At 60.6% G+C, this 22425-nt stretch carries 18 protein-coding genes; 8 read left to right on the top strand and 10 right to left on the bottom strand.

Annotated elements, in window-relative coordinates:
- Nucleotides 1–149 precede the first annotated feature (149 nt).
- A complete protein-coding gene (locus CN933_RS21980; protein ID WP_102762356.1) occupies nucleotides 150–980 on the top strand; it encodes an MBL fold metallo-hydrolase in 831 nt (276 codons plus the stop codon).
- On the opposite strand, the gene CN933_RS21975 is transcribed toward CN933_RS21980, so the two are convergent.
- The 4 genes from CN933_RS21975 to CN933_RS21960 form a co-directional block, all read right to left on the bottom strand.
- Nucleotides 967–1737 (bottom strand): polysaccharide deacetylase family protein, encoded by a 771-nt coding sequence (locus CN933_RS21975; RefSeq protein ID WP_102762355.1) that lies wholly within the window; start codon nucleotides 1735–1737, stop codon nucleotides 967–969. The two genes, CN933_RS21980 and CN933_RS21975, sit on opposite strands and share 14 nt — an antisense overlap.
- The gene (locus tag CN933_RS21970) at nucleotides 1734–2831 is read right to left on the bottom strand and encodes a glycosyltransferase family 4 protein (RefSeq protein WP_102762354.1); all 1098 of its coding nucleotides are present in this window, start codon (nucleotides 2829–2831) and stop codon (nucleotides 1734–1736) included. Before CN933_RS21970 ends, CN933_RS21975 begins: the two co-directional genes overlap by 4 nt.
- Nucleotides 2832–2907: 76 nt before the next feature.
- Nucleotides 2908–5046 (bottom strand): mechanosensitive ion channel family protein, encoded by a 2139-nt coding sequence (locus tag CN933_RS21965; protein ID WP_102762353.1) that lies wholly within the window; start codon nucleotides 5044–5046, stop codon nucleotides 2908–2910.
- Nucleotides 5047–5304: 258 nt separating this feature from the next.
- Nucleotides 5305–6495 (bottom strand): glycosyltransferase family 4 protein, encoded by a 1191-nt coding sequence (locus tag CN933_RS21960; RefSeq protein ID WP_180980779.1) that lies wholly within the window; start codon nucleotides 6493–6495, stop codon nucleotides 5305–5307.
- Between the two features lie 49 nt (nucleotides 6496–6544).
- On the opposite strand from CN933_RS21960, the gene CN933_RS31585 reads away from it, so the two are divergent.
- Both CN933_RS31585 and CN933_RS21955 read left to right on the top strand, forming a co-directional pair.
- On the top strand, nucleotides 6545–6820 hold the full coding sequence (locus tag CN933_RS31585) for a hypothetical protein (protein ID WP_180980778.1): 276 nt from the start codon (nucleotides 6545–6547) through the stop codon (nucleotides 6818–6820).
- Nucleotides 6821–6999: 179 nt separating this feature from the next.
- The gene (locus tag CN933_RS21955; protein WP_018097105.1) at nucleotides 7000–7842 is read left to right on the top strand and encodes a sulfotransferase domain-containing protein; all 843 of its coding nucleotides are present in this window, start codon (nucleotides 7000–7002) and stop codon (nucleotides 7840–7842) included.
- Between the two features lie 37 nt (nucleotides 7843–7879).
- Here CN933_RS21955 and CN933_RS21950 read toward each other — a convergent pair whose 3' ends face one another.
- From CN933_RS21950 to CN933_RS21935, 4 genes are all read right to left on the bottom strand, one after another.
- Complete coding sequence (locus CN933_RS21950) at nucleotides 7880–9070, bottom strand: DegT/DnrJ/EryC1/StrS aminotransferase family protein (protein ID WP_102762352.1); 1191 nt, start codon at nucleotides 9068–9070, stop codon at nucleotides 7880–7882.
- Between the two features lie 68 nt (nucleotides 9071–9138).
- Entirely contained in the window at nucleotides 9139–9825 is a 687-nt protein-coding gene (locus CN933_RS21945) for a PIG-L deacetylase family protein (protein ID WP_018097107.1), read from the bottom strand.
- A 52-nt stretch (nucleotides 9826–9877) separates the two neighbouring features.
- Entirely contained in the window at nucleotides 9878–10558 is a 681-nt protein-coding gene (locus CN933_RS21940) for a sugar transferase (RefSeq protein WP_026168818.1), read from the bottom strand.
- A 60-nt stretch (nucleotides 10559–10618) separates the two neighbouring features.
- Complete coding sequence (locus CN933_RS21935) at nucleotides 10619–11872, bottom strand: polysaccharide biosynthesis/export family protein (RefSeq protein WP_102762351.1); 1254 nt, start codon at nucleotides 11870–11872, stop codon at nucleotides 10619–10621.
- Between the two features lie 414 nt (nucleotides 11873–12286).
- Between CN933_RS21935 and CN933_RS21930 the strand changes: the two genes are divergently transcribed.
- From CN933_RS21930 to CN933_RS21910, 5 genes are all read left to right on the top strand, one after another.
- Nucleotides 12287–13639: a lipopolysaccharide biosynthesis protein gene (locus CN933_RS21930; RefSeq protein ID WP_180980777.1), complete on the top strand. Its 1353-nt coding sequence runs from the start codon at nucleotides 12287–12289 to the stop codon at nucleotides 13637–13639.
- A 323-nt stretch (nucleotides 13640–13962) separates the two neighbouring features.
- The gene (locus CN933_RS21925) at nucleotides 13963–14802 is read left to right on the top strand and encodes a sulfotransferase family protein (RefSeq protein ID WP_102762349.1); all 840 of its coding nucleotides are present in this window, start codon (nucleotides 13963–13965) and stop codon (nucleotides 14800–14802) included.
- 54 nt (nucleotides 14803–14856) lie between these two features.
- The gene (locus CN933_RS21920) at nucleotides 14857–16095 is read left to right on the top strand and encodes a glycosyltransferase family 4 protein (RefSeq protein ID WP_102762348.1); all 1239 of its coding nucleotides are present in this window, start codon (nucleotides 14857–14859) and stop codon (nucleotides 16093–16095) included.
- 34 nt (nucleotides 16096–16129) lie between these two features.
- A complete protein-coding gene (locus CN933_RS21915) occupies nucleotides 16130–17443 on the top strand; it encodes an O-antigen ligase family protein (protein WP_102762347.1) in 1314 nt (437 codons plus the stop codon).
- Nucleotides 17444–17642: 199 nt separating this feature from the next.
- Nucleotides 17643–19637, top strand: a complete 1995-nt coding sequence (locus CN933_RS21910) for a polysaccharide biosynthesis tyrosine autokinase (RefSeq protein ID WP_102762346.1) — start codon at nucleotides 17643–17645, stop codon at nucleotides 19635–19637.
- A gap of 117 nt (nucleotides 19638–19754) precedes the next feature.
- On the opposite strand, the gene CN933_RS21905 is transcribed toward CN933_RS21910, so the two are convergent.
- Together CN933_RS21905 and CN933_RS21900 are read right to left on the bottom strand one after the other, a co-directional pair.
- Complete coding sequence (locus CN933_RS21905; protein WP_180980776.1) at nucleotides 19755–21224, bottom strand: pectate lyase; 1470 nt, start codon at nucleotides 21222–21224, stop codon at nucleotides 19755–19757.
- Between the two features lie 163 nt (nucleotides 21225–21387).
- Nucleotides 21388–22311: a sulfotransferase family protein gene (locus tag CN933_RS21900; protein ID WP_102762345.1), complete on the bottom strand. Its 924-nt coding sequence runs from the start codon at nucleotides 22309–22311 to the stop codon at nucleotides 21388–21390.
- Between the last annotated feature and the right edge of the window lie 114 nt (nucleotides 22312–22425).

Below are 22425 nucleotides of genomic sequence, written 5' to 3'. Positions count from 1 at the left end.
ACCTTCGCTTCGATGGATAGATTTCTCTTCTCGCCATGCAATGCGTGTGCGACGGCGCCAATGGCATTGCAGGACCCTCATGATTTGTGCTTGTCTAATCACTACGCCCGGGCAAAATGCTACGGCAGGCAGGATAAAGCCGGAACGGAATGCAGGACGATACATTTCGAGTGAAGTTTTGGGGCGTAAGAGGCAGCTTGCCGGTATCCGGCGAGCAGTTCCTGCACTACGGAGGAAACACGCCCTGCATCGAAATTCGCTGCGGCAAAGAGGTGCTGATATTCGACGCGGGCTCGGGCCTGCGCGAGGCCGGGCTGTCGCTGATGTCCGAAGGTATCGCCGAATTCGACGTTTTTTTCACCCACACCCATTACGATCACATCATCGGCCTGCCCTATTTCAAGCCGATCTACCGCTGCAGCTCCGCCGTCCGCTTCTGGTCCGGCCATCTCCACGGCACGATGTCCACGGCCGAAATGATCAACGAGTTCATGAGACCGCCATGGTTCCCGGTCGGAACGGGCATCTGCCAGGCGAGCCTCGACACCGTCGATTTCCGTCCGGGTGAAACACTATCGCCGCGAGAAGACATTTCCATTCGCACCATGAGCCTCGTGCATCCCGGGGGATGTGTCGGCTACCGTATCGAATGGGGCGGACGGGCGGTCGCGCTCGTCTACGACACGGAACACGAACCCGGGATTCTCGACCCCGCACTCCTCGATTTCATCGCCGGAGCCGATCTGATGATCTATGACTGCACCTATCTGGAAAGCGAGATGCCGACCTTCCGCGGCTACGGACACTCGACCGGGATGCATGGATCAAAGCTCGCCAAAGCCGCCGGCGTCACGCGCCTCGCCATGTTCCACCACGATCCGTCGCGCACCGACGCCGCACTCGCCGCCATGGAACAGGAAGTCCAGGCTTTCTTCTCGGGTGCCTTCGCTGCGTGCGACCGTCAGGTCATCGATCTATAAGATCGGCAACCCTGCGCCAGCGGCAGGCAGCGTGCGAGGCGGTGATGTCGAAAAGTCTGGATAGGAATTCCCATACGCTCTCGTCGTGAACGAGGTGGTGGGTAAGAATTCCCACCGTCCCGCCGCCCTTCTCGATTTCAACCAGCCGGCGATCGATGTCGCGAAGAATCTCGCCATGAGGACGGCAGCCGCGGCTGCCGTGCCAGTCCATCACATCCACATGGGCGTTTATGAGCTGCAGCCCCGGAGCGCGTAACACGGCGGATTTTGCCCGGTCCTCCGGTCCGAAAACCGAAAGTGCCCTAAAGCCGATCTCGTGCAGTCCGGGCACCAGCCCCGGGTCGATCCGGTTCCATGGCGGAACGAGGAGCGGCACCATAGCGGCGGGATAAAGCGCGCGCAGACGCGCCCAGCCGGCACGCAAGTCGGACGCAATCATCTCGCGCGACCTGTGACCTCCCAGTTCCTGGCGTTTTTCCGTAGGGGGGGCATGGTTTTGATGGGACCACCCGTGGACGGCAACATCGACAAGCGGACGGCCGGCAAGGCAGCGCGAAAGGCGCTCATCGGTACCTGCCGGTATGACGGCCAAGGTCACCGGTACCGAAAAGCGGTCGGTGAGGTCGAGCAATCGGTGGAGCGCGGTCGTCGGCTCGACGGCGTCGTCGTCCCGCAGCCAAAAGTCGACCGATTCGCCTGCCTCCTGCAGGCGATCAAGCCTGTCGGCCAGCGTTTGCCAGATCGATGCGATCGTCATTTCGCACTCCCAACGAACTCGGCGAAGATTCCCGAGAGACGTGCGGCGGCGGCGGGAAGCGAGCGGTACTCGAAAACGAAGCGCCGCGCGCGCTCGCCAAATTGTCTCCGTAGGGATCCGTCCAGGAGGAAGCGCCGCACCGCTGCCGCCAGTGCGTCGATGTCCCCGGACGCCGTCAGATATCCCGTTTCGCCGTCACGTACGACTTCCGGCACACCCGCCGTGCGCTGCGCGACGACCGCGAGGCCTGCAGCCTGCGCCTCCAGATAGGACAAGCCGTAGGCCTCCCCGCAGCCCGGCCAGACATAGAGGTCGCCGCCGGCGAAAATCTCCGGAATCGCCTGAGGCGGCCTTTCGCCAAGCCAATCCAGCCGTCCTGCGGGAAAGGCCGAAAAGGCTTCCGATACGTCAGCCCGTGCAGGGCCGTCGCCAACCACCGTCAGCGTCCAGGGCACATCGGCGACGAGCGCGAGCGCGCGGGCAAGCATGCGATAACTATCCATCTTGTCGCCCTGACGCATCATCGCAACGGCAAGCAGGCGGTTGCCGCCGGCCCCGGTCCTTCGCAGGTCACGAAACGGCGACACATCGATGAAAGGGGCGAGCAGCGCAGAGCGCACTTCGGGTACCGCCTCTTCGAGACCCTCGCGGTCACGATGGGTGAAACAGATGTTGACCGCAGCCTGCCTTGCACCGGCGGCGACCTCACCTTGCGCAAGTTTCCATGCCCCCAGGTTGCGCCGAAAGGAATAAGAACTCTCGGCAGTAACGTATGGAATGGAGAATTCCGCCGAAAGCGCGGGACCAATGAGATCCGGAGCCTTGTAGTACGGGTGGTAGCAGAACCAGAGGTCGGGCGGCCCTTTCGACTGCCAGAGCCGCCGAAGCCGTGCGATCTCCCCTTCGGCCTCCCTGCGGAACGCTGAAAATGCCGCATCCGAGGCTTCACGCGAGAAGGTGCGCAGCTCCGAGGCAATGCCGACGTCGTGACCTGCCAGCCGCAGCGCTTCGATCAGCATGCGTGCCATCTGCCTGTCGCCGGAAGGGACAGGGTGGTCGGGTGATTTCAGTGGCGCATGAAAGGCGATCTTCATTCGGCGCGAGCTATCCCGCCTCCCGTCGCGATGTCAACAGGCCCCGGCCCGACGACGTGCGGCTGCAGTGCCGCGGCTATTCCGCCGCTGCCTCCCCGCCCTGGGCGAGCGCCGCGTTCTTCTTGGCGATCGCGTCGCGCGTCGCGGCAGCGGCCGCCGGCGCCGACTGCACGTCGTCTCCGGCCACCTGGACCGTCGGCGAGGCGAACTGGATGCCGTTGGTCTTGAAGGCCTCCTTGATCATGGCCTGGGCCCTTCTTCTCACCTGGGTCTGGTGGCCCGGCTTGGTCTTCATGGCGAAGCTCAGCGTTATGCCGTAATCGCCGAACTGCTCCACGCCTTTCATCTTCACCGTTTCGATGATCATCGGCGCGAGCTCCGGGTCTTCGAGCAAGGAAGCCCCGATGCCCTTCACGACCTTCTTCACCTTGGCGACGTCGGAGTCATAGGAAACATTGATCAGGAACTTGTCGATGACCCAGTCGCGGCTCATGTTCTGCACCGCGCCGAGCGAGCCGAAGGGCACGGTGTACACCGGCCCCCGGTGATGTCGCAGCTTGACGGAGCGGATGCTGAAGGACTCCACCGTGCCCTTGTAGCTGCCGCTCTGTATATATTCGCCGACCCGGAAGGCATCGTCCATCATGTAGAAGATGCCGCTGATGATGTCCTTCACCAGCGTCTGGGAGCCGAAGCCGATGGCGACGCCGAAAACCCCGGCGCCGGCGATCAACGGACCGACTGCGACGCCAAGACCCGAAAGCACCATCATACCGGCGACGACCGCGATGAAGGCCGCAAGGAAATTGCGCAGGATCGGCAGCAGCGTGCGCAGGCGCGTGTTGCGCGCGAACTCGGCGGAATCCTGCACGGTCAGGCTGGCGCGCGCAATGCGTACCCTGATGGTTTCCTTCGCCAGCTGCCAGACGAGATCGGCCGCCAGCAGGATGACGATGCCGGCCAGGACTCCGCGGAAAATGCGGTTGAAGCCATCGTCCTGCATCATCTGCGCGCCGTCGATGCGGAAGGTCATGGCAAGCCATACGGCCGCGAGCGCGATGATCACGAGCCTCGCCCCCCGCTCGATCAGAACATTGCGCAGGACGCGGAAGTCCTCTGCCGCGGCAGCATCCAGCATCGTTCTGGTCGCGGCGCTGGTGAAGCGCAACAGAGGCGGCAGACCGAGGGCATAGACGCCGAGCCAGAACAGCACCTCCATGCCTGCAACCCAGAAGACCCAGAGCAAGACCAGGAAGGAAACGATCAAGGCGTTTCGCAGGATGCGACGCGCGGGCGCCATCTCGGCAATCGGCCGGCGCAAGGTCGTATCGATCGCCAGTCCGAGAACGAAGAGCCCCAGGACCGCGCCGGTGAGGTCGCGCACGTCTTCGGGAAACGCGAGCGCCCGCATCATATCGCCGACGGCCCATACGAAAGCGACGGTGCAGATGAAGTATACGGACCGCCTGAGCCAGTAACGGGCACGATGCGGAGCAAGCGATACATACGACCTCGCCTGATCCGTGGCCGCCCCCTCCGAGATGGCCGGCGTCAACACGGCTGATGCGATCGCGATCAGAAGTCGAGCCACGATCCATGCGATCAGGAGCGGCGCCACCGCTGCCCCGAGGTGACGCGGCCAATCGGCGATCACGAAAGCAGCGACGGCCGCAATGGCGAAGGCGACAAGCGGCGCGATGCGAACGAAGGCCGCCAACCCGCTTCCTGCCTGCACGTTGTTGCGGCCGGCACTGCGCCGCAGGAGATGGCGCACAAGGAACTCGGCGCCGTAGCCGATCAGCAGAACCAGGGCAAACGCCCAGATGATCGGCAATCTTCCCTGGCTCTCCATGTCGCCGTACACACGGTCTCGCGCCGCCTGCCATTCGGGCAATACACGCGGCGCGGCATTCAGAAGCGCAGTAAGGTGCCTCCTGGCCTCGGCCATCCAGCGCGAAGCGAAGCTCTGGGGCGGCGTGACGGCAACGGGCCCGGAGGCCGCTTGCCTGGATTCGATCCCTTGCCTGGTCTCGATCCCCGGCCTGGTCTCGATCCATTGACGGACCTCGGGATCATCCAGCAGCTGAATGAGCTGCTGGACCTTGGCCGGAGGCGCTGCCCCCGGCTCTTGAGCCGCCGAGAGAGCCGCAGAAGCAAAGATCAGTTGGAGAAAAAAGACAACGACTGCTGCGACGCGCCCTACACCTGAACCCATGCGATAGCCCCCTGATCGCCAGACCACTCGGCGATGATAGTGGCATATCAACACATACGCGTCACCCCGCAATCCCGTTGCACTCCGAAGGATGCAGGATCGGGGTCTCGCGCCGAAGCGCCGGCGCCCATGCATGTCTTCTTTGGTCGCAACCGGTCAAAGGAGACATGCAGCAGATTAAAGTGCCACAGCAACCTTTGCGCCCGGTAAGGCGCGGCGCTGTGGGCCTGCGCAAGGCTCTCCGGATTATGGCCCGGCTCAAGCCGAACCGGCTTCCGCGGCCGAGACTGTGGAGGCATGTTCGCGGGCCGAGTGTTTCAGGGCCGACGACGCGACTGCGTCCCACTGCGAAAGTATGCGTTCCGGCAAGTATCTCTTGGCGCTCGCCTCGGCATTGGTAGCCAAGCGACCCCTGAGTTCACCGTCGCCGAGCACCCCGGACAGTGCCTCGGCAAGCGCATCCACATCGTTGCTGGGAACGAGGATCCCGTCCTCGCCATGCTTCACCATGTCCGAGGGGCCCCACTCGCATTCAAAGGAAACCACGGGAAGCCCTGCAGCCATGGCCTCGAGCAAGACGATGCCCCATCCCTCGTAACGGGACGACAATACGAAGACATCGGCCGTCTCCACCCATAGCCCCGGTCTTTGCGTCACGCCCGGCAACTCGACCCTGTCCTTCAGGTCCAACGCGTCCCGCAGTGCCTCGAGCGATTTCCTGTCCTCGCCCTCGCCCCAGATGACGAGCTTCCATTCTGGGTGCCGCGTGGCAATCCGCGCGAAGGCCTCGATCAGGAGATCGAAGCCCTTCTGACGCGTGAGCCGGCCAACCGCGGTCAAGATATTGTTGCCGCGTCTCTTCTGCCATTCGCCGGGCAGGTCGACGGCGTTGGCGATCACCCACCCCCTGCTGCGCATCTTCTCCGGAAAATAGTCGAGCGCGCCCCTGGTCATCGTCACGAGACCGAACGCGCGCGGATACAGACGGCGCTGAGCCCATTTCCAGATCGGGCCGAAAGGCTGGAGGGCCGGATTGTTGCGCTCGGAAACGATCACCGGAACCGCCAGTCCGATCGTCGCCAGCAGCGTCAGCACATTCGTCCGCGTCAGGAAGCTCAGGACGAAATCCGGCTTCGAGCGGCGAATGGCGGACCGCAGGCGTTGAATTCTCTTGACCACGAGAACCCCCGCCATGAGTTTGGCAGCCCTTTGAGGCGGCAGACCGAGGCGCTCGATCGAGATCTTTGGATCCAACGCGTAATAGGGCTTCGCATTCGGCGGTTCGAGGGTGATGAGCGTCACTGTGCAGCCGCGCCGAACCCAATGGTTGGCGACCAGGTTCACCACGTGCTCGGTACCGCCGGCGCCGAGGCCCGGCAGGACGATCGTCATCCGCGCTCCGGAAATATTCGACGCCTCATGCGCCGGGAAACTCGAACTGTCGCTCATTTCGAAATACCCCTCCCCTGAAACCCGGCGAGCGTCACGGACAGGTGTCATGGCTGCCGCCGCAGCAACGGTTTCTCTTCGCCCAAGGGACATCATCTGGTGCCTCCATTCCGTCTTCGCGATGCAAAACATCACGATCTTCATCAATGCGGGTTGGAATGTTACCGGGCGCGCCTCCCACGCCCTATGCAAGCACGTTATTGACAGAATGCTTGTTTTTCATTTCATATTCAAATTGCTAAAACGAATGCCTGAAATTGCCAGCCGCCGGCCGACCGGTATCGTAAACTTAAACAATTGTTTCAAAGAATCAATAGCACACTAGACGCGCGACCACTGCACACGCAAAGAATTTCTTTTTTTCAATCCACGCCCCATCATGAAATGGGATGTAGAATTATTTATGAAACGACATATTCTTCTATTCTGCGCGATCATCGCACCTAAACTACATTTACCCATGCGTGCACCGCGCGCCGGTGAACTCAATTTGAGGGACAGACGATGGCAAGTATTCTCAGGCGGGCATGGCGTCGGGTGGAGAAGCGGGTACGGCTTACCTCCTATGCCGCTCAAGCCGACAGTTTCCTGATCTCCTATCCAAAATCCGGCCGCACCTGGTTTCGGTACGTTCTTTCCCACTATCTCGCGACGATCGCGCGCGTACCGGAACCGATAGACCTTCATAACATGTTCTCGATCGTACCGAATTTCGATCTCGACCCGGTGCGCGGAATGCCGGGTTACCGCTTCCGGGAGGCGAAAGACGCAATCCCGACGATCCTCGTCAGTCACCTGGACCATCGCGCCAGCCTGTTCCTCAGGCGCCCCGTCATCATGATGGTAAGAGACCCGCGCGACGTGATCGTGTCGGCCTATTTCCATGCGACCCGGCACAAACACCGTTTCGCCGGCACCCTTACGGAGTTCATAAAGGACCATGACCAGGGCATGCCCAAGATGATCGGTTATCTCAATGGCTGGGCAGCCGGTTTGTCCAACCGCGCCCACTTCGTTCTGAGCTACGAGGGTCTCTCCGCCGACACCGAAGGACGAACCGAGGCGGTGCTGGAATTTCTCCGCTGTCCGGTCGATCGAGCGGCGCTCCGGGCAGCGGTCGAGGCCGGCCGTTTCGAGGCCATGCAGGACAGGGAACGGGTAGAAGGCATTCCGGCTCATGACTATGATCGGAGCGACGTGGAAAGCCTGCGCATGCGCCGTGGCAAGGCAGGTGGGTTCAGGGACTACCTGGACGAGGCGCAGGTCGCAGAGGTCGAGCGTTTGTGCGCGGCCGACCTGACGGTTGCCGCTAAGCGTCTCGTCGGCCACACGGGATTGAACGTCTGACCCCGCACCTGCGCCCCCGTTTGCGGATAGAACTGCTCTAACGCCGCGCGGCATCGAGGGCTGGCCTGCCGATGCTGGCTCTTGCAAACACCTCCCGCAGAACATGCGCCGTCTTCTCCATTGCCGCCGTATCGAGCGCGGGATCGACCAGGAAAGCCAGGCTCGTCTCGCCGAGCTCGCGCGCGTCGGGCAATCTCTGCGCCGGGGCCATGCCGATGTCCGCAAAGGCCTTTTCCAGGTAGATTTCCGAGCAACTGCCGCTGAAGCATGCGACGCCGGCGCCGTTGATTTCGGCAATGATCCGGTCCCGGCTCCAGTCGGGCCGCAGGCGCTCCGGCCGAAGAAACGTATAGAATCTGTACCACGCGTGCTGAATCCCACGGGGCGGCAGAGGCGTGCGCAAAGCCTCGATCTCCTCGGCCGCTCTGGCGATAATGGCCGCGTTGTGCGCTCTAATGCTGCGCCATTCCGTCAGGCGCTGCAACTGACGCGATCCCATGACCGCCTGGATCGACATCATGCGCCAGTTGGTGCCGATGGACTCATGCAGCCAGCGGAAACCCGGAGGGTGCTCCTTGTTGTAGACGGCGTCATACGATTTGCCGTGGTCCTTCCGGCTCCAGGCCTTCTTCCAGAGCTCGTCGTCGTTCATCGCCACGAGCCCGCCCTCGCCTCCAGTGGTGATGATCTTGTCCTGGCAGAAGGAAAAAGCCGCGATATCACCGAAACTGCCGACCGGTCGGCCGTCGATTTCGGCGCCGTGCGCCTGAGCGCAATCCTCGATCACCCACAGCCCCTTTTCGCGGGCAAGCGCCATGATGGCGGGCATGTCGCAGGGCCAGCCGGCCAGATGCACGACGATGACGCCCTTGGTTTTCGGCGTCACCTTCGCCCTTATGGTTTCCGCCGTGATGTTCTGGCTGTCGCGATCGACGTCGGCGAAAACCGCAACTCCACCCGCCATCGGCACCGTGGAGGCCGAGGCAATGAAGCTGCGCGGCGTCACGATGACCTCATCGCCCGGCTCAAGTCCGAGCGCGTAGAGCGCGAGGTCCAGCGCCACCGTTCCGTTGGCGAGAGCCACCGCATGTTTTACGCCGAGAAAGCGCTCATACGCAGCCTCGAAGTTGCGTACGTGCGGTCCCGTCCAGGCATTCACTTCGCCAGATCTGAGGACCGACACGACATCCTCGATCTGCTCCTCGTCGTAAACCGGCCAGCGTCCCATCTGTCCCTCCGAATTGAATTGGGTCTTATGGCGTTAGTGAGAAATTCCGTGTGACGCCGTTCCTCAACCTAAACGACGTGCCGGACCAATACGAAAGCTTCGGCCGCTTGCCGCATCACGGTCGCGCCGCGCAAGGTCGCCAGCGCCCTGAGGGTCGCAATCGAGCGCTCATGCGGCGGCTGGCGTACCTGCGAAGCAAAGATCTCCATCGCCTTGAGCTTTGCCTCGAGATACCCACTGATATCGACGAAGACGTTCGGCACGAATGCCGGAGACAGATAGGGCGCGTTCCAATTGGTCTCGGACAGGGTCTCGTAGGCGAGAACGAGCTTCGGGAACTCCGCCTGATGCGGGCGACAGGCGACCAGCGCCGACGTGAAGGTCAACTGATGGTCCATGTGCATGTCGCCCACGAAGGGCAATAAGACGGTTTGCGGCGACAGCCGGCGAACGAGCTCGAGCAAGGCGGCATTGACGGTCGCATGCGCCGTTTCCGCAAGCTGTGCCGCCGGCAGCCGGAGCCATATGGTTTCCGTCACGCCCAAGGCGCGGTGCGCTTGCCTCGCTTCCGCCTGTATCCGGGCAGTTCCCTCCGGATCGAAGGCGGGAGGCTTTCCCTCCGTTACGACCGCGACGAACACCTCTTCGCCTTCGGCCGCGAGCCTTGCGATCGTCCCGCCTGCGCCGAGCACCTCGTCATCGGGATGCGGCGCCACGACCAGAGTGCGCCCGAAAGATATCTGCCCGCCACCCATAAAACCTCCTGATCAAAAATATTGTCGCCTTGGCGCGTGCTCATCCACCGCATCACGCCTTCGGCGTCTCCGCGCCAAGACGGCGCGAAACAAACTCCCTGGCCTCTTGCAGATGCCGTGCATGAACCCGCTCGCCGGTGACCAGCGTCTTCACGGTCAACAGGAGGATCCGCGCATCCAGCCAGAGACCGGCGTGTGCGACATACCAGAGGTCGAGAGCGATCTTCTCTTCGTCCGAAAGCCGCGTATTGCCGTTTACCTGTGCCCAGCCGGTCATGCCCGGGGCGACGCGGCAGCGCATGCGGCCGAGTTCGCCGAAGCCGGCGACGGTCGCCAGAGGAAGCGGGCGCGGACCTACCATCGACATGTCACCGGAAAGCACGGCAATGAGTTGCGGCAGCTCATCGAAACGCAGCCGCCGCAACAGAGCGGTTGCGGCGGTCTGCCGCATCGCATCCGGCAAAAGCGTGCCGTCAGGCGCCCGCGCATCCGTCATCGTGCGGAATTTGGCAACGGTAAAGACGCGCATCCCCGCACCGGCACGCGCCTGGGTGAAGAATAGCGGCAGGCCGAGGCTAGCCCAAACGACCGCTGCGGTGACCGCCATCAGCGGCAGGCACAGGACGAAAACGGTTCCGGCAAACAGGCAATCGAGGAAACGCTTGAGACGGTAAAATCCCAAGGATGCAGGCAAGCCAAAGCTGACGGCCGCAGGTTCTCTGTAGGTTTTCAACTCAATATTCCCTTGGCGCAGGGCGCTTAAAGCGTGTTTTAAAATATCTGAAATTAAGTCTTACATTCCGGCAATAGCCACCGTGAGCACGTCGCCCGGAACAAGCGGCGTCAAGGGCGACGCCTTTATGCTGGCCGGCGTACCACCAACTGGATTTCGGCGTATCTCATAGGTGTATGAAATCTGATTTTTCTTGGACTCGTCCTCGGCCACAGCCGCCATGAGGAGTATCTGCTCTTCGGCGGAGTGCTTTCCGGAAATCAGCTTTTTGATAGCGATCTCACGCGCCTGAAGCTGAGTAAGGATGTCTTTCTCCCGGTCTGCTTTCAGCTTTGCCAGTTGCAGCTTCAACTCACTCATTTCCTGACGCGACCGTGCAAGGGCAGCGAAGGTTTCGAGAAGCTGCGCCTGTTCGGCCGAGGCATTGTTCTCGGCGCGAGACAAATCGCTTTCCGTGTTCAGGCCGCGCTTGCGCAAGGTAGCGATACGGCCCACGTCTTCCTTGCTGTTCTCCACCACATCCTTTTGCTGCTGGATGAGTTGGTTCAGTATCTCAATTCCACCCTCCGCCTGGGTGATGCCCTCGGTCAGGATCTGCGTTTGCGACTTGCTGGCCGCCAGATCCGCCTTCAGTATCTTTTCTTCGAGCTCTATGACACCATCGAGCGGAACGCCGGTCACATAGTCGCGTGCGACCTCCGGGACGTCGGCAAGGTCGATCTTGTCGGTGGATTTCAACTGCGCCACGAGTCTTGCCGCATAAACGGCCTCATGGACGATCTCGGCGCTGGCACCCTCGATCTCTCCGCGCAACCGTGCGCGTGCGATGATCCGGTCGGACGCGTTTGCCGCAACGACCTGCATGCCTCCCGCCAGACCGATGGCCTGTTCGACCGTCAACCCGCTGTAGAAGGGAAACGAGCCCGGTGTCTTGACTTCTCCGAGGACGAAAATCGGCCGAAAGGTCGAAATTTCGAGGGAGATTTTCGGATCGACGAGAATGTCGCGCCTGCGGTACTCACCACGAAGCCGCTCCAGGGCCTCCGGTACCGTGAGCCCGACGATGTCGACCGCGCCGATAAGCGGAAATTGCGCTGCCCCAGCGCCCGAGATGGTGGCGGTAACCGGCACCTCGGCGTCGTCGAGAAAGTCGAAAGTCAGGACATCTCCCGAGTTGAGCCGGTAATCATCAGCTTGAGCGGGCATTGTCCCGATTATCGGGCACACAAGCACCCATAGAACCATCAGCAGCAGGAACGCCCCAAGCTTCCAACGGGGCAAAATCGTCCCACAAACGGCCGGTGAAATCCCCATCTCACGACCTCCAAAAAAAGGAATAAAGAAAACTCTACCAAAAAATATTGGGCGACTATATTCTTCGACCCGCTGTCACGTCAAAGGTTTTTAGCTATTCACGGCTTCAATGTCGGATTTGATCCTTTATGCATCGCCCTCAAAATATAGAATCATATTTTAATTCAAACCTTTACTGAAACCTATTGCGTTTTTAGAGGAGAACGTTAGCGGGGGAATAGCGGTTCTTGCAATAAGTGCGGACGGCGTGCGAGCTTGTCGGCACGCCTTTCGCCGGTTCTTCCAATGACGAGATTCACTTAAGTCTATACGAAAAGTCGAGGGCGGATGGTCCGCCGCGAGCGGCGTATGACTGTCGGCTCCGCACGTAGCATTTGAATATATTTATTTTATCCCTAATCACAGGCGGCTCCAGTGGCGTTCCGAAAGAAATTTCTCAAGAAGTTCGATGGCTTGCGGCAAGTTCTCAGTCGAGAGAAAACGATGCTGGAGCGCCTGCAAAGCATCGCGCACCTGCTCACGGGAAACATTCTGAGTTCGGTCATCGGCCTCATCGGCTTTGCGCTCACGGCCAGGGCACTCGGCCCGGCAGGCTACGGTATCCTCGCGCTATGCTTCTCGTACACGCGCGCAGTCGAGCGAATCGTAAGCTTCCAGTCGTGGCAACCACTGATCAAGTATGGTGCGCATTCGCTCGCGGAGAACGCCGACGATGCGACCGAACTACGGGCCTTGCTGAAGTTCGGCCTGCTGCTCGATATTTCCGCGGCCCTGGCGGGATGGCTCGTTGCCGTCGTGCTGATTTTGGTGGCCGCGCCCTGGTTCGGCATTTCGGGAGACGGGGCGAACCTTGCAATCCTCTACTGTACGGTCCTGCCGTTCCAGGTCTCCGGCATGCCGACCGCCGTGCTGCGCCTCTATGGGCGCTTCATGGCGATCGCCTATGGCCAGGTCGTCACGAGCGTGCTGAGGGTCGTTCTTTGCGCCATCGGCGTTGCCACCGGCGCAGGCCTGCTCGAATTTGCGCTGATCTGGATGGCGGCTCAGATCCTCGGCACCGTCGTCCTGGTGCTTTTTGCGCTTGCCGAACTGCGACGGCAGGGCGTCCTTTCGGGTCTGATGGGCGCTCCGCTTCGCGGCATTACCAAGCGGTTTCCGGGTCTGTGGAAGTTCGCGATCTCGGCGAACCTCTCGCTCACCATTCGTTCAAGCGCAAATGAGCTCGATACGCTGCTCGTCGGCTATCTTGCCGATCCGACCTCGGCCGGCCTGTATCACATTGCAAAACGCATCGGCCGCATCGCGCAGCAGGCCGGCGTGCAGGTTCAGGCAGTCCTCTATCCGGAGCTCGCTCGGGCATGGGCAACCAAGGCCCTCGGCGCCTTCCATCGCGCGGTCGCGCAGATGCAGGGACTGCTTCTCGGTTGCGGCCTGCTGCTGATCGGCAGTCTTTACCTGGTGATCGGCCCGCTGCTCACCTGGGCCGCCGGGCCTGATTTCGCAGCTGCGGGCCCCCTCGTCGTCGTGCAGTCGGTCGCAGTGACCATGACCCTATGCGGTGCGGTCATCCGCTCGGCACTTCTCGCAATGGGACGCGAAAACGAAATTCTGCGCAGCGTCACGATCGCAGCGATCGGCTTTCATGCGACCGCATTCACCCTTATTCCGGTCATAGGCGCGATGGGGGCGAACGTCGCCCACATCGTCATGGCCTCGATCTGGTTGTCCACCATGATGCTGAGCTACCGCCGAACCCCTGCGCCGTGAGGCTTGGAACACAAAGTTAAAGAAGCATCTTGCCTCCAGCCTGTTTTTCTGTGAAATTCGCCGCCAGATTTTATTTATTTCACATATTGCTGGGATTAACACTTAAAACTGAGGTCGCTTTTCCGGATTTTCGCGCAAATTCTGCTGCTTCGCCACGGAACCTCATCTTATACATTCATACCGACGGCCGGCCGTAGCTGCACCCCGTTCACGCTTGCGAATTTCGGAAGCACTGTCTGACCCAGGACCAACGCCCCTGTTGGGGCGGCGAACCGTTCGTTTCGGTGCAATCGCCCTGGAGGCGATCGATGAAAGGGCCAAAGATGGAAATGCGCGATATCGACTTCCTGATCATCGGAGCGACGAAGAGCGCGACGACGTGGCTTCAGCAATCCTTGCAGCAGGACCCGGGCATATTCATGCCGGATCCCGAACTGCACTATTTCAGCCGCTATTACGAGCGCGGCGACGAATGGTATCTGGAACATTTCGCAGGCCAGGAGCACCGGCGGCTGCGCGGTGAAAAATCCAACTCCTACATGGATGTGCCGGAAGCCGCGGAGAGAATAAAGAAAAAACTGCCCCAGACCCGTCTGATAGCGCAGCTCCGCAATCCGGTGGACCGTGCCTATTCCGATTATTGCATGCTTTATCGCCGCGCCGAGGTCGGGCGCGACATCGCCCAGTACCTCGATCCGCGGCAAGGAGCGGGCGGGCGTTTCCTGAACGGCGGTCTATATTTTCAGCAGTTGCAGCGCTACCTCGATCGCTTCCCCATGGAGCAACTTCTGGTGCTCCTCTACGAGGACCTGAAGGTCGACGCCCGCGTCCAACTCGCCCGCGTCCGCGGCTTCCTCGGGCTGGAAACCGATGTGCCGCTGAAGCCGCTTGCAAAAAAGGTCAAGGACAAATCGGAACCGGTCGTCAACCCCACCCTGCGTCGTCTCCTGCGTCCCTTGAAACCCGTGGCTGCTCCCTTCCGGCAGAATACCGGCTTCAAGAAGCTGCGCTCGCTGATCGCCGGTGAGCTTCAATACGCACCGCTCAGCCGTGACCTGCGCGCGCGGATGACCGACTACTTCGCACCTGAAACCGAAAAGCTCGGCGCCCTCGTTGGAAGGGATCTGACGGACTGGCTGAGAAACAGAAGCCTGGAGAAATGACATCCGGCGTGGCCGCGGTCGTCGAACCCTCAGCACTTCTTGGGATCCAAGGTAATGACATACTCTGCAGCAGTTGATCTTCGCCAACCCGAAATGCCCGGCACAGACGGCGGCGATCAGGCGGTCGTGTGCTTTCCTTTCATCGGCGACCTCGTTGGAGGAAGCCACATGTCCTCGCTTGGGCTGATACGGAACCTACCCAAATCGCGTTTCGTGCCGCTGGTCGTCCTGCACCACACCGATGGACCTGTCGCAGAGTTGTTTCGCCGGGAAGGTATCGACTTCGTGGCCGCTCCGGTCCTGAACCGCCTGGAGCGGGCGGCTCCGCGCAACGGCGCCGCACTCGTCAATGTCATGCGCACACTTCCGGCGCTTGTTCCGTTCCTTCGAGCGAACAAAGCCTCGATCGTACACACGAATGATGGCCGCACACATCTCATCTGGGGTCTCGCTGCGCGCGTCGCAGGGTCGAAGCATCTCTGGCATCATCGCGGCGACGCGACTTCGTTCGGACTGCGCCGTGTCGCGCCATGGCTTCCCAATCGCCTTGTCGCCGTATCGAAATTCGCATCGCCCCGCCCCGGCCTTTTCTCGGCCGCGGGCAAATGCAGTGTCGTTCACAGTCCCTTCGACGTCAGAAAAATGGACGGGTTCGAGCGGGTGGAAGCCCGCAACAACGTGCTGGCCGCGATCGGGTGCTCGCCTGACACGAAGCTGCTCGGTTATGTCGGGACTCTGGTCGATCGCAAGCGACCGATCCTGTTTGTCGAAGCGGTTGCTGCCCTGAAGCGGCTGTCGCCTGAGACCAAGGTTGCAGGCCTGTTCTTCGGAAATGCGCTCAACGGCCTGGACGACGCCGCAAGGTCGCGTGCCGAGGCACTCGGGATCGCGGATTGCATTCACTTCATGGGCTTTCGTTACCCGGGAGAGCCCTGGATCGCAGGCTTGGATGCTCTGCTGGTGACGGCCGTGAATGAGCCTCTCGGGAGAACCCTTATCGAAGCCATGTTGCTCGCCACACCCGTGATCGCGGCCGACTCCGGCGGAAATCCTGAGGTGGTCGAAGATGGCAAAACCGGCATGCTCGTACGCGCGGACGATCCGGATGAATTCGCCAAGGCCTGCCTCGCACTGTTCAGCAATGCTGCACTTCGCGACCACATCGTGGAAACCGCGCGCCAAGAGGTACGCGCCCGTTTCAGTTTCGAGCGCCACGTGCAGGCAATTACATCGGTCTACGAGGAACTGATGGGTGTGACCGGCATCCGGCGCTCTGCGAGTGCAGGCCCGTGACCGGGGTAGTCCCTCAAACCGGCGTGAGGCGATCGTGTCGGAGGCCAGTATGAGAACGGCACATCAACTTTATTTTGGTGGCCAGCCCAGCAGAACGAACACTCACCTGGCGGCGATCGAACGCGGCGTCGTCTACGTGGGTATCTTTCTGGCACCCTACGCGACTTTACGGTTTTCCGAGCTTTTCTTCACGTTCAGTGATTTCTTCTTTTGCCTGAGCCTCTTCCTTCTGTTGATCACCGGTCGGATCAAGAGCAGGCCGCTCGAACAGACGACATCGGTATGGATCTTCGCGTTCATCCTGTTGTTCGTCGGGATCATGCTTGGCAGCCTCTTCAACGGCAGCCCCCAGCGGGGACTGATCGTGATGGCGCAATATCTCTTCGCCTATATGATCCTGATGGTCATCCTTATCCGTGAGGATCCGAGGGAAGTCTATCGGTTCGCCGCCATATTCCTGGTCAGCGTGGTCCTCATCGACATTCATGGTATCATCACGTTTTACACGGTCGGCTACGTTCCCGGAGACGGCAAGGGCGTCGTGACTGGCGCGAAGCGTCTCGCCACCGTGCTGCGCAATCCGAATCTGGCTGCGTCGATAAACGCGCTGACACTTCCGATCCTGCTGTTCTTGTGGTCTTCGGGCCGCGCGAAATCCTATCTTGCCGTGCCGGCCCTCGCCGTCATCATCGTCACGGTCGTCCTGACAAGTTCCAACAGCGGTCTGTTCTCAACGGCGCTATGCCTCTCCATCTTCATTGCATTGATCTCGACGCCGCGGCTGATCCTGCGGATGGCACTTGGTATGGCCATCGTCGTCGGCGGGTTCGCGCTGTTCGGCAGTAGGGATATGCTGCCCAAGACGTTTCAGACCCGCGTTCTGGGCGCGCTATCCTCCGGCGACATCTCCGAAGCAGGGACCTTCGTTTCGCGTGCCGAACTGATGGGGGAAGCACTCCACATCATTTCCGAAGAGCGTATCGCGATCGTCGGGATTGGTGCCGATCAATTCCGTGAGAGAAGCGTCCAGGACGCCCCCGTTCACAATCTTTATCTCCTCCTGTGGGTCGAGGGCGGATTGCCCGCCCTAATCGGCTGGATGATGTTTTCCGGGGCCGGCATGCTGCTGGGCCTCGCGATCGTGAAGGTCGGCGGAGACAAACGCGCACTCGCAGCGGTGGTTACGCCGATCCTGGTCTTTCTCGTAATTGCTCTCTTCAATCCGCACATGTACGCGAGATACTGGACGATACCACTCTTTTTAGCGTTTGGACTTGGCCTTGTAGAGCTGCGGCGCACCGTGCCGCCCGGAGCTCCAAGAAAAGATCGAACGCTTCCCTGGGGCTGAGGCGAGCAAATTCGGGGGGAGGCCTCTACGCCGTTGGGGGACGGCACGGATGCAATGAATATGTGTTCATCAAGTTGCCATCGGGCTAGCCGCCCTGGCCCCGCTTCGGTTTATTAGCAATCAACTAAATTATTGCGCCGAATTGAATATTTAATTAAGCTAACGGAATAAAGAAAAAAATTTTTGATAGAAGGTTTCCATGACGACATTCGTTTCCGATGGCAGCCTATCTGCCCGTGCTCATCACCGTGAAACTGTCGATTTTGCCACTCAGCAGAGCGGCCCCACGGTCGGCCTTTTCGATCTCTGGGCCGTGGTCAAGCGGCGGATCTGGTTTCTCGCTTCAATCATCATCGGCTGCACTTTGCTGGCTGCCGTTGCGTCTTTCACGCTCCCGAAATCCTATACGGCCAGCTCGGAGGTGGTTCTGGAGCGCAAGGATGTCCGGCCATTTGCCACCGATGCAGCTTTGACATCCATCGACCGCGACCGCTCGGCGGCGGAAACCGAGATGGACGTCCTGCAGTCGCGAAAGTTTGCCGGCCGTATCGTGGACCGGCTCAATTTGATCGAAGATCCCGCCTTCAATCCTTATGCGCCAGGCGGCGAGAAGGCGAGCGGCGCCGACAACGGTCCCCTCGAATATATCCGGAATATTCTCGGCATTCGCCGCTCACCGACCGCAGACAGAGTCATACCCGATGTGAAAGCACAGCGGGATCACGCGATCTCCGCGCTGCTGTCCCAGTTCGAGGTAAGCCGGACCGGCGAGAGCCTTGCCGTGCGGCTAGTCGTGGTCAACCAGGATCCGAGACTCGCCCAGCAGATCGCCAACACGATTGCCACCCTCTACGTCGAAGCTTCGCTCGAGTTCAAACAGGATGAGCGCGTCGCGGACAAGGAACGCGCACTCAACACCGGCGGCGCAGTGGCCTTCCTGCGGCAGAGCATGACGCAGCCGCTTTTGATCACGCTGCGGAACGAAGAAGCCCGATTGCTGCAGAGCAAAGCCGAGCTTGCCGCCAAGTACGGCAAAAATCACCCTCAGATGATCGATGCGGATTCGCAGATAGCAGGCATCCGCAGCATGATCGAGGATGAAGTCCAGCGTATTCTGTCCGACCTCGAGGCCGAGTCCCTGAAACCCAGCGCACGGATTGTGTCGACGGCGGAACTCCCCAATTCACCGTCCTTTCCAAAGCCCGGCCTCATCATTCCGGCGGCATTCGCCGGTTCCACGCTGCTGGCCTGCGTACTCGCACTCTTGCTGGAAACAATCGACACGCGTGTCCGCAGCGGGCAACGTGCCGCGCAACTCCTGCGGGTCCAAAATCTCGGCTATATACCCCGGATACCGAAGCATCTGACCTTTCCGGGCGCCAAGCGATCCTCGTGCATACCGGACTGGAGCAATTTCACGTCCGCGGAAGCGGAGCGGGCGGTTTATATGGCCGGTCGTTACTCGGACGCGAAGCAATTGCGCCGCATTGTGATGGTGACCTCCTGCGTTCACGATGTCGCGAATGCGTCGACGGCTTGGGGCATCGCCACGGCCGCCGCAGCGGACGGTCGCCCTACCGCCTTCGTGAATCTTGACTTCAATCGTCACAACGTTCCCTATCTGAGGCGCTTCGAACGTTCCCCTGAGACGATCGAGCGTTACCTCAGAAATCAGGCCGTCATAGGCGAGATCGTGCAGTCCGTTCCGACCTTGCCCGGCTTTGGGTTCATCGACGCGACGCACGTCATGACGGAGCCGTTCAGATCACTCGACTCAGACAAGCTCTGTGAACTCATCATGGACCTCAAGCAGAGCGGATATGATTTCATCGTGCTGCATGCTCCGCCGGTGCTCGCCTCCGGCGATGCAACTTGGCTGGCGCCCTTTGTCGATGGGGTGATCCTCATGGCCAATTGGGGCAAGACGACGGAAGAGCAGTTGCAGGAATCTGCCGCACAGCTCCGGATGAACCACGCGCATTTGATCGGCACCGTCATCAACCAGGTCAATCCCGAAATCCATCGGCGCCACCACTATGGGGGCTTCGTCATAACGTCCAAGCGGATCCCGGCCGGCGGCTGGCATCGCCTTCGCGGCCATGGGGCATCCCCTGAACGGTCGGACGCAGAAATCAACCCCCTGCCCGCTCCTGCAGCAAGAGCTTCGATCACGCGTCCGTCGAATGTCGCTTGAACCCATGCCGATCATCCTTCTCTCCATCAAGATGGAGAGAAGGTGCGCTGGCCAATACGGGTGTTCGCAGAGTTCGCGCCTGAAGCAGAAGAAGCAGAAGCAAACCGGCGGCGCCGGTCACTCGTGAGCAGCCGTTATCCTGCCTGCGGTATCTCCCGCCATGAAGTGGAGAAATGCCTCGAGGTTCGTCCAGCCGTCGCCGTCCGTGTCTTGCTGCCCGTCGCTGGCATCTTTCGGGTCGGTGCCGTTTTCAATTTCCCAGTCGTCTGAGATGCCGTCCATGTCGCTGTCCTGGTACGGCACGCCGGCATCGAGTTCCGGCCAACCGCCGACATCCTGCGGGTGGCTCTGGAGCAACTGTCCGCGGCGGTCCTCGACCGCATCGATAATGCGGCGATCGACTGCATCGCGCTGCGGCTTCGTGGCCCCGGCGTTCGCCAGGACCTCGTCGTAAGCAATTTCAGGGGCGAAGGCGCGGACCGCCGGCGCATCGAATGCTGTCGCCGACACAAACCCTCTCTGCTCCTCGGCCAGAACGAGGCTCTCATCCTGCCCGGGGTCGGTGCGGTAGGGCTCGTCGTAATTGTCCTTCAGGTAGATCGCGTGGCCGCGTCCGCTTTCTTCGAAGAGGTGAACCATATGGTCGTTTCGCAGCTTCTCCCCCGCGATCTTGTAGTTGCCGACCACATTGGCCTGAATGCGCGCCCATTCGTCGCCGAAGCTCAGGACATATTGCCACTTCGGCGAGAAAAACACGTTGTTCACGACATCCGCGACGGCGCCGTGAATTTTCATTTTAATCAGGGGGTTCCTGAACTGGCCGAAAGCAAAGAGAGAGTGGTGTACGGAGACGTTGCCACCCTTTGTGAACAACATATTACGCGCGCGGTTCTTTTTCCCGGGGCCTCCCCGCAGGAGCGGTTCGCTTGCAATGCCCCACTGCCAGGTAAAATTGCTCGCATCTTCGGAATCGATCGTTTCGTCGGATCCCCAACTGGCGGAGATGTGATCGAGCATGATGTCTTTGGCCGCCTCGGAGTACATGCCGAGGCCGCCGGAGCAACAGGCCTCGACCGCATGCGGACCGGGACGGAGACGAATGTGCCTGATGATCACATCATTTGTCCTGATTGCGATCGAAGGGCGCGTTTGCGTCTCTCCGTTCCGAATGGCGATCCCGCCGCCCGGCGCCGTTTCTCCGGCAATCGTCAGAAATGGATTTCGGACCTCCAACGACTTCTCGCGCAGTACGATGGTCCCGCCCGTACGAAAGATGCAAACGCGCGGTCCGGACGCTTCGACGCACGCACGCAAGGAGCCCGGGCCTGCCTCGTTCGTGTTGACGACGTAGAGCACTTTGCCCCCTCGCCCCCCGAGCGAGCCCGCACCGAAGCCTTCGGCTGTAGGAAAGGCGCGTTGCCTGCCGTCCGGAAGCTTGGGTGAAAGCGGCTCGATCGTTGCCGTCTGGGCGAGCGCCTCCGCCGGATAGCCGAGCCACGATCCGCACAGCAGCCCCCCCATCATCAGGCAGCGCGCCATCACAAAACCAAATGCCCTTACGTCATGCGCCTGATAGATTGCCGTCATACTCTCGCACCACCAAGTCGAAGCTGAAACTCGTTCCGCCAGCAATCGCCCGCGGCTGAAATCCTCGCACGGCAAAACTGCGCCGAGCCGGAATGTCGATCGAAGGCCCTACCAGACCATTGGACAGGCATCAGGGAACCTCCGGCGACCTGTGACATCGCCTTCAGAGATAGCCGTAGCGTCTGAGCATCCAGCCGCCTAACCGCTGAAAAGAAATCTGCTGGCGGGCGGGCATCCGTGCGCGCCACGTCTCGTCCTTGTTAAGCGCGATCGACGTGTTCATGCGTAGCCGATTGCCGGCCACCTGGTGTCCCGGCCCCATCGCCTCTCCATTCTGCAAGGATGTGCCGACCCGGCTCAGGTCAAGCTCGAGAAACGCCCCGATTTTTCCCATCACGGCGACAGGGTCCGATGCAAAATCCTCGTATCTGACACGGATGACCCTTTCCGGGCCGAGTTTTCGCGAGAGGTATTCGACCGCAAGATTGACCATGCTCCACCGCAAGGCTGTCCTGAATACCGACTTCGGCTTGATCTCCTTCTGCAAACCCGACGTGATGTCGCGCTCGTAGCCCTTTAGCAACGACCACGCTACACCGCGTCCGTCGCGCACGAGATGGATGACCCGCATGTCAATTCCGGGGACCTGCGCAAGCGCCATCGCCCTCCCCGGCAACTTCGAAGAGTCGACGATCATCTGGCGGCCGGAACAGGAATGCATCGCGCTGAACAGGCGCTTCGTATGGCGCGTATACAGCGAAAACTGCTTTCCGAGGCCGATGCCACTCAGCAGTTTCGTAACCATGGAAAGCCCTTCGAACTTTTGCTGGAGGGCGCAATACTCCTCCATCAGTCCGGAATGGTGGCCATTCGACCACTCCCGGAGAACCGAGCTCCAGAAGGAGCAGTCGCGAATTGCCTTGCCGCAGGCACAATATTCGTTGTTGCGCCACACGTGTTGTGTAAGCGAGGTGATCTCCCCCGCTCCCACCAAGGCGGCATGCTGTCCCAAAGCAATGTCGAGGATCGTCGACCCGCTGCGTCCATAACCTGCGATATAAGCAATGCGAACTGGTTGCGAGGGCATGGTAAAGCCTTCCCTTTAAAAAATATCTGGAACTTGAAACGAACGTTCCATTGCGGGCATGTGTCTGCCCAAATAATTTGCCACTGCGTGGCGCCTATTCTGAAAATCGATATA

This window comes from Sinorhizobium sp. M4_45, from assembly GCF_002885915.1.
GTDB classification, from domain to species: Bacteria; Pseudomonadota; Alphaproteobacteria; order Rhizobiales; family Rhizobiaceae; genus Sinorhizobium; species Sinorhizobium meliloti_A.
The sequence above is the reverse complement of the archived record's forward strand: the minus strand, read 5'-3'. Positions and strand labels throughout refer to the sequence as shown.

Coding starts and splice junctions, on each gene's coding strand:
- CN933_RS21920 (WP_102762348.1), top strand. CDS start 14,857: ATGACATACTCTGCAGCAGTTGATCTTCGCCAACCCGAAATGCCCGGC.
- CN933_RS21950 (WP_102762352.1), bottom strand. CDS start 9,070: ATGGGACGCTGGCCGGTTTACGACGAGGAGCAGATCGAGGATGTCGTG.
- CN933_RS21910 (WP_102762346.1), top strand. CDS start 17,643: ATGACGACATTCGTTTCCGATGGCAGCCTATCTGCCCGTGCTCATCAC.
- CN933_RS21905 (WP_180980776.1), bottom strand. CDS start 21,224: ATGACGGCAATCTATCAGGCGCATGACGTAAGGGCATTTGGTTTTGTG.
- CN933_RS21935 (WP_102762351.1), bottom strand. CDS start 11,872: ATGGGGATTTCACCGGCCGTTTGTGGGACGATTTTGCCCCGTTGGAAG.
- CN933_RS21975 (WP_102762355.1), bottom strand. CDS start 1,737: ATGACGATCGCATCGATCTGGCAAACGCTGGCCGACAGGCTTGATCGC.
- CN933_RS21925 (WP_102762349.1), top strand. CDS start 13,963: ATGGAAATGCGCGATATCGACTTCCTGATCATCGGAGCGACGAAGAGC.
- CN933_RS21980 (WP_102762356.1), top strand. CDS start 150: ATGCAGGACGATACATTTCGAGTGAAGTTTTGGGGCGTAAGAGGCAGC.
- CN933_RS21900 (WP_102762345.1), bottom strand. CDS start 22,311: ATGCCCTCGCAACCAGTTCGCATTGCTTATATCGCAGGTTATGGACGC.
- CN933_RS21945 (WP_018097107.1), bottom strand. CDS start 9,825: ATGGGTGGCGGGCAGATATCTTTCGGGCGCACTCTGGTCGTGGCGCCG.
- CN933_RS21955 (WP_018097105.1), top strand. CDS start 7,000: ATGGCAAGTATTCTCAGGCGGGCATGGCGTCGGGTGGAGAAGCGGGTA.
- CN933_RS31585 (WP_180980778.1), top strand. CDS start 6,545: ATGGCTGCCGCCGCAGCAACGGTTTCTCTTCGCCCAAGGGACATCATC.
- CN933_RS21965 (WP_102762353.1), bottom strand. CDS start 5,046: ATGGGTTCAGGTGTAGGGCGCGTCGCAGCAGTCGTTGTCTTTTTTCTC.
- CN933_RS21960 (WP_180980779.1), bottom strand. CDS start 6,495: ATGAGCGACAGTTCGAGTTTCCCGGCGCATGAGGCGTCGAATATTTCC.
- CN933_RS21970 (WP_102762354.1), bottom strand. CDS start 2,831: ATGAAGATCGCCTTTCATGCGCCACTGAAATCACCCGACCACCCTGTC.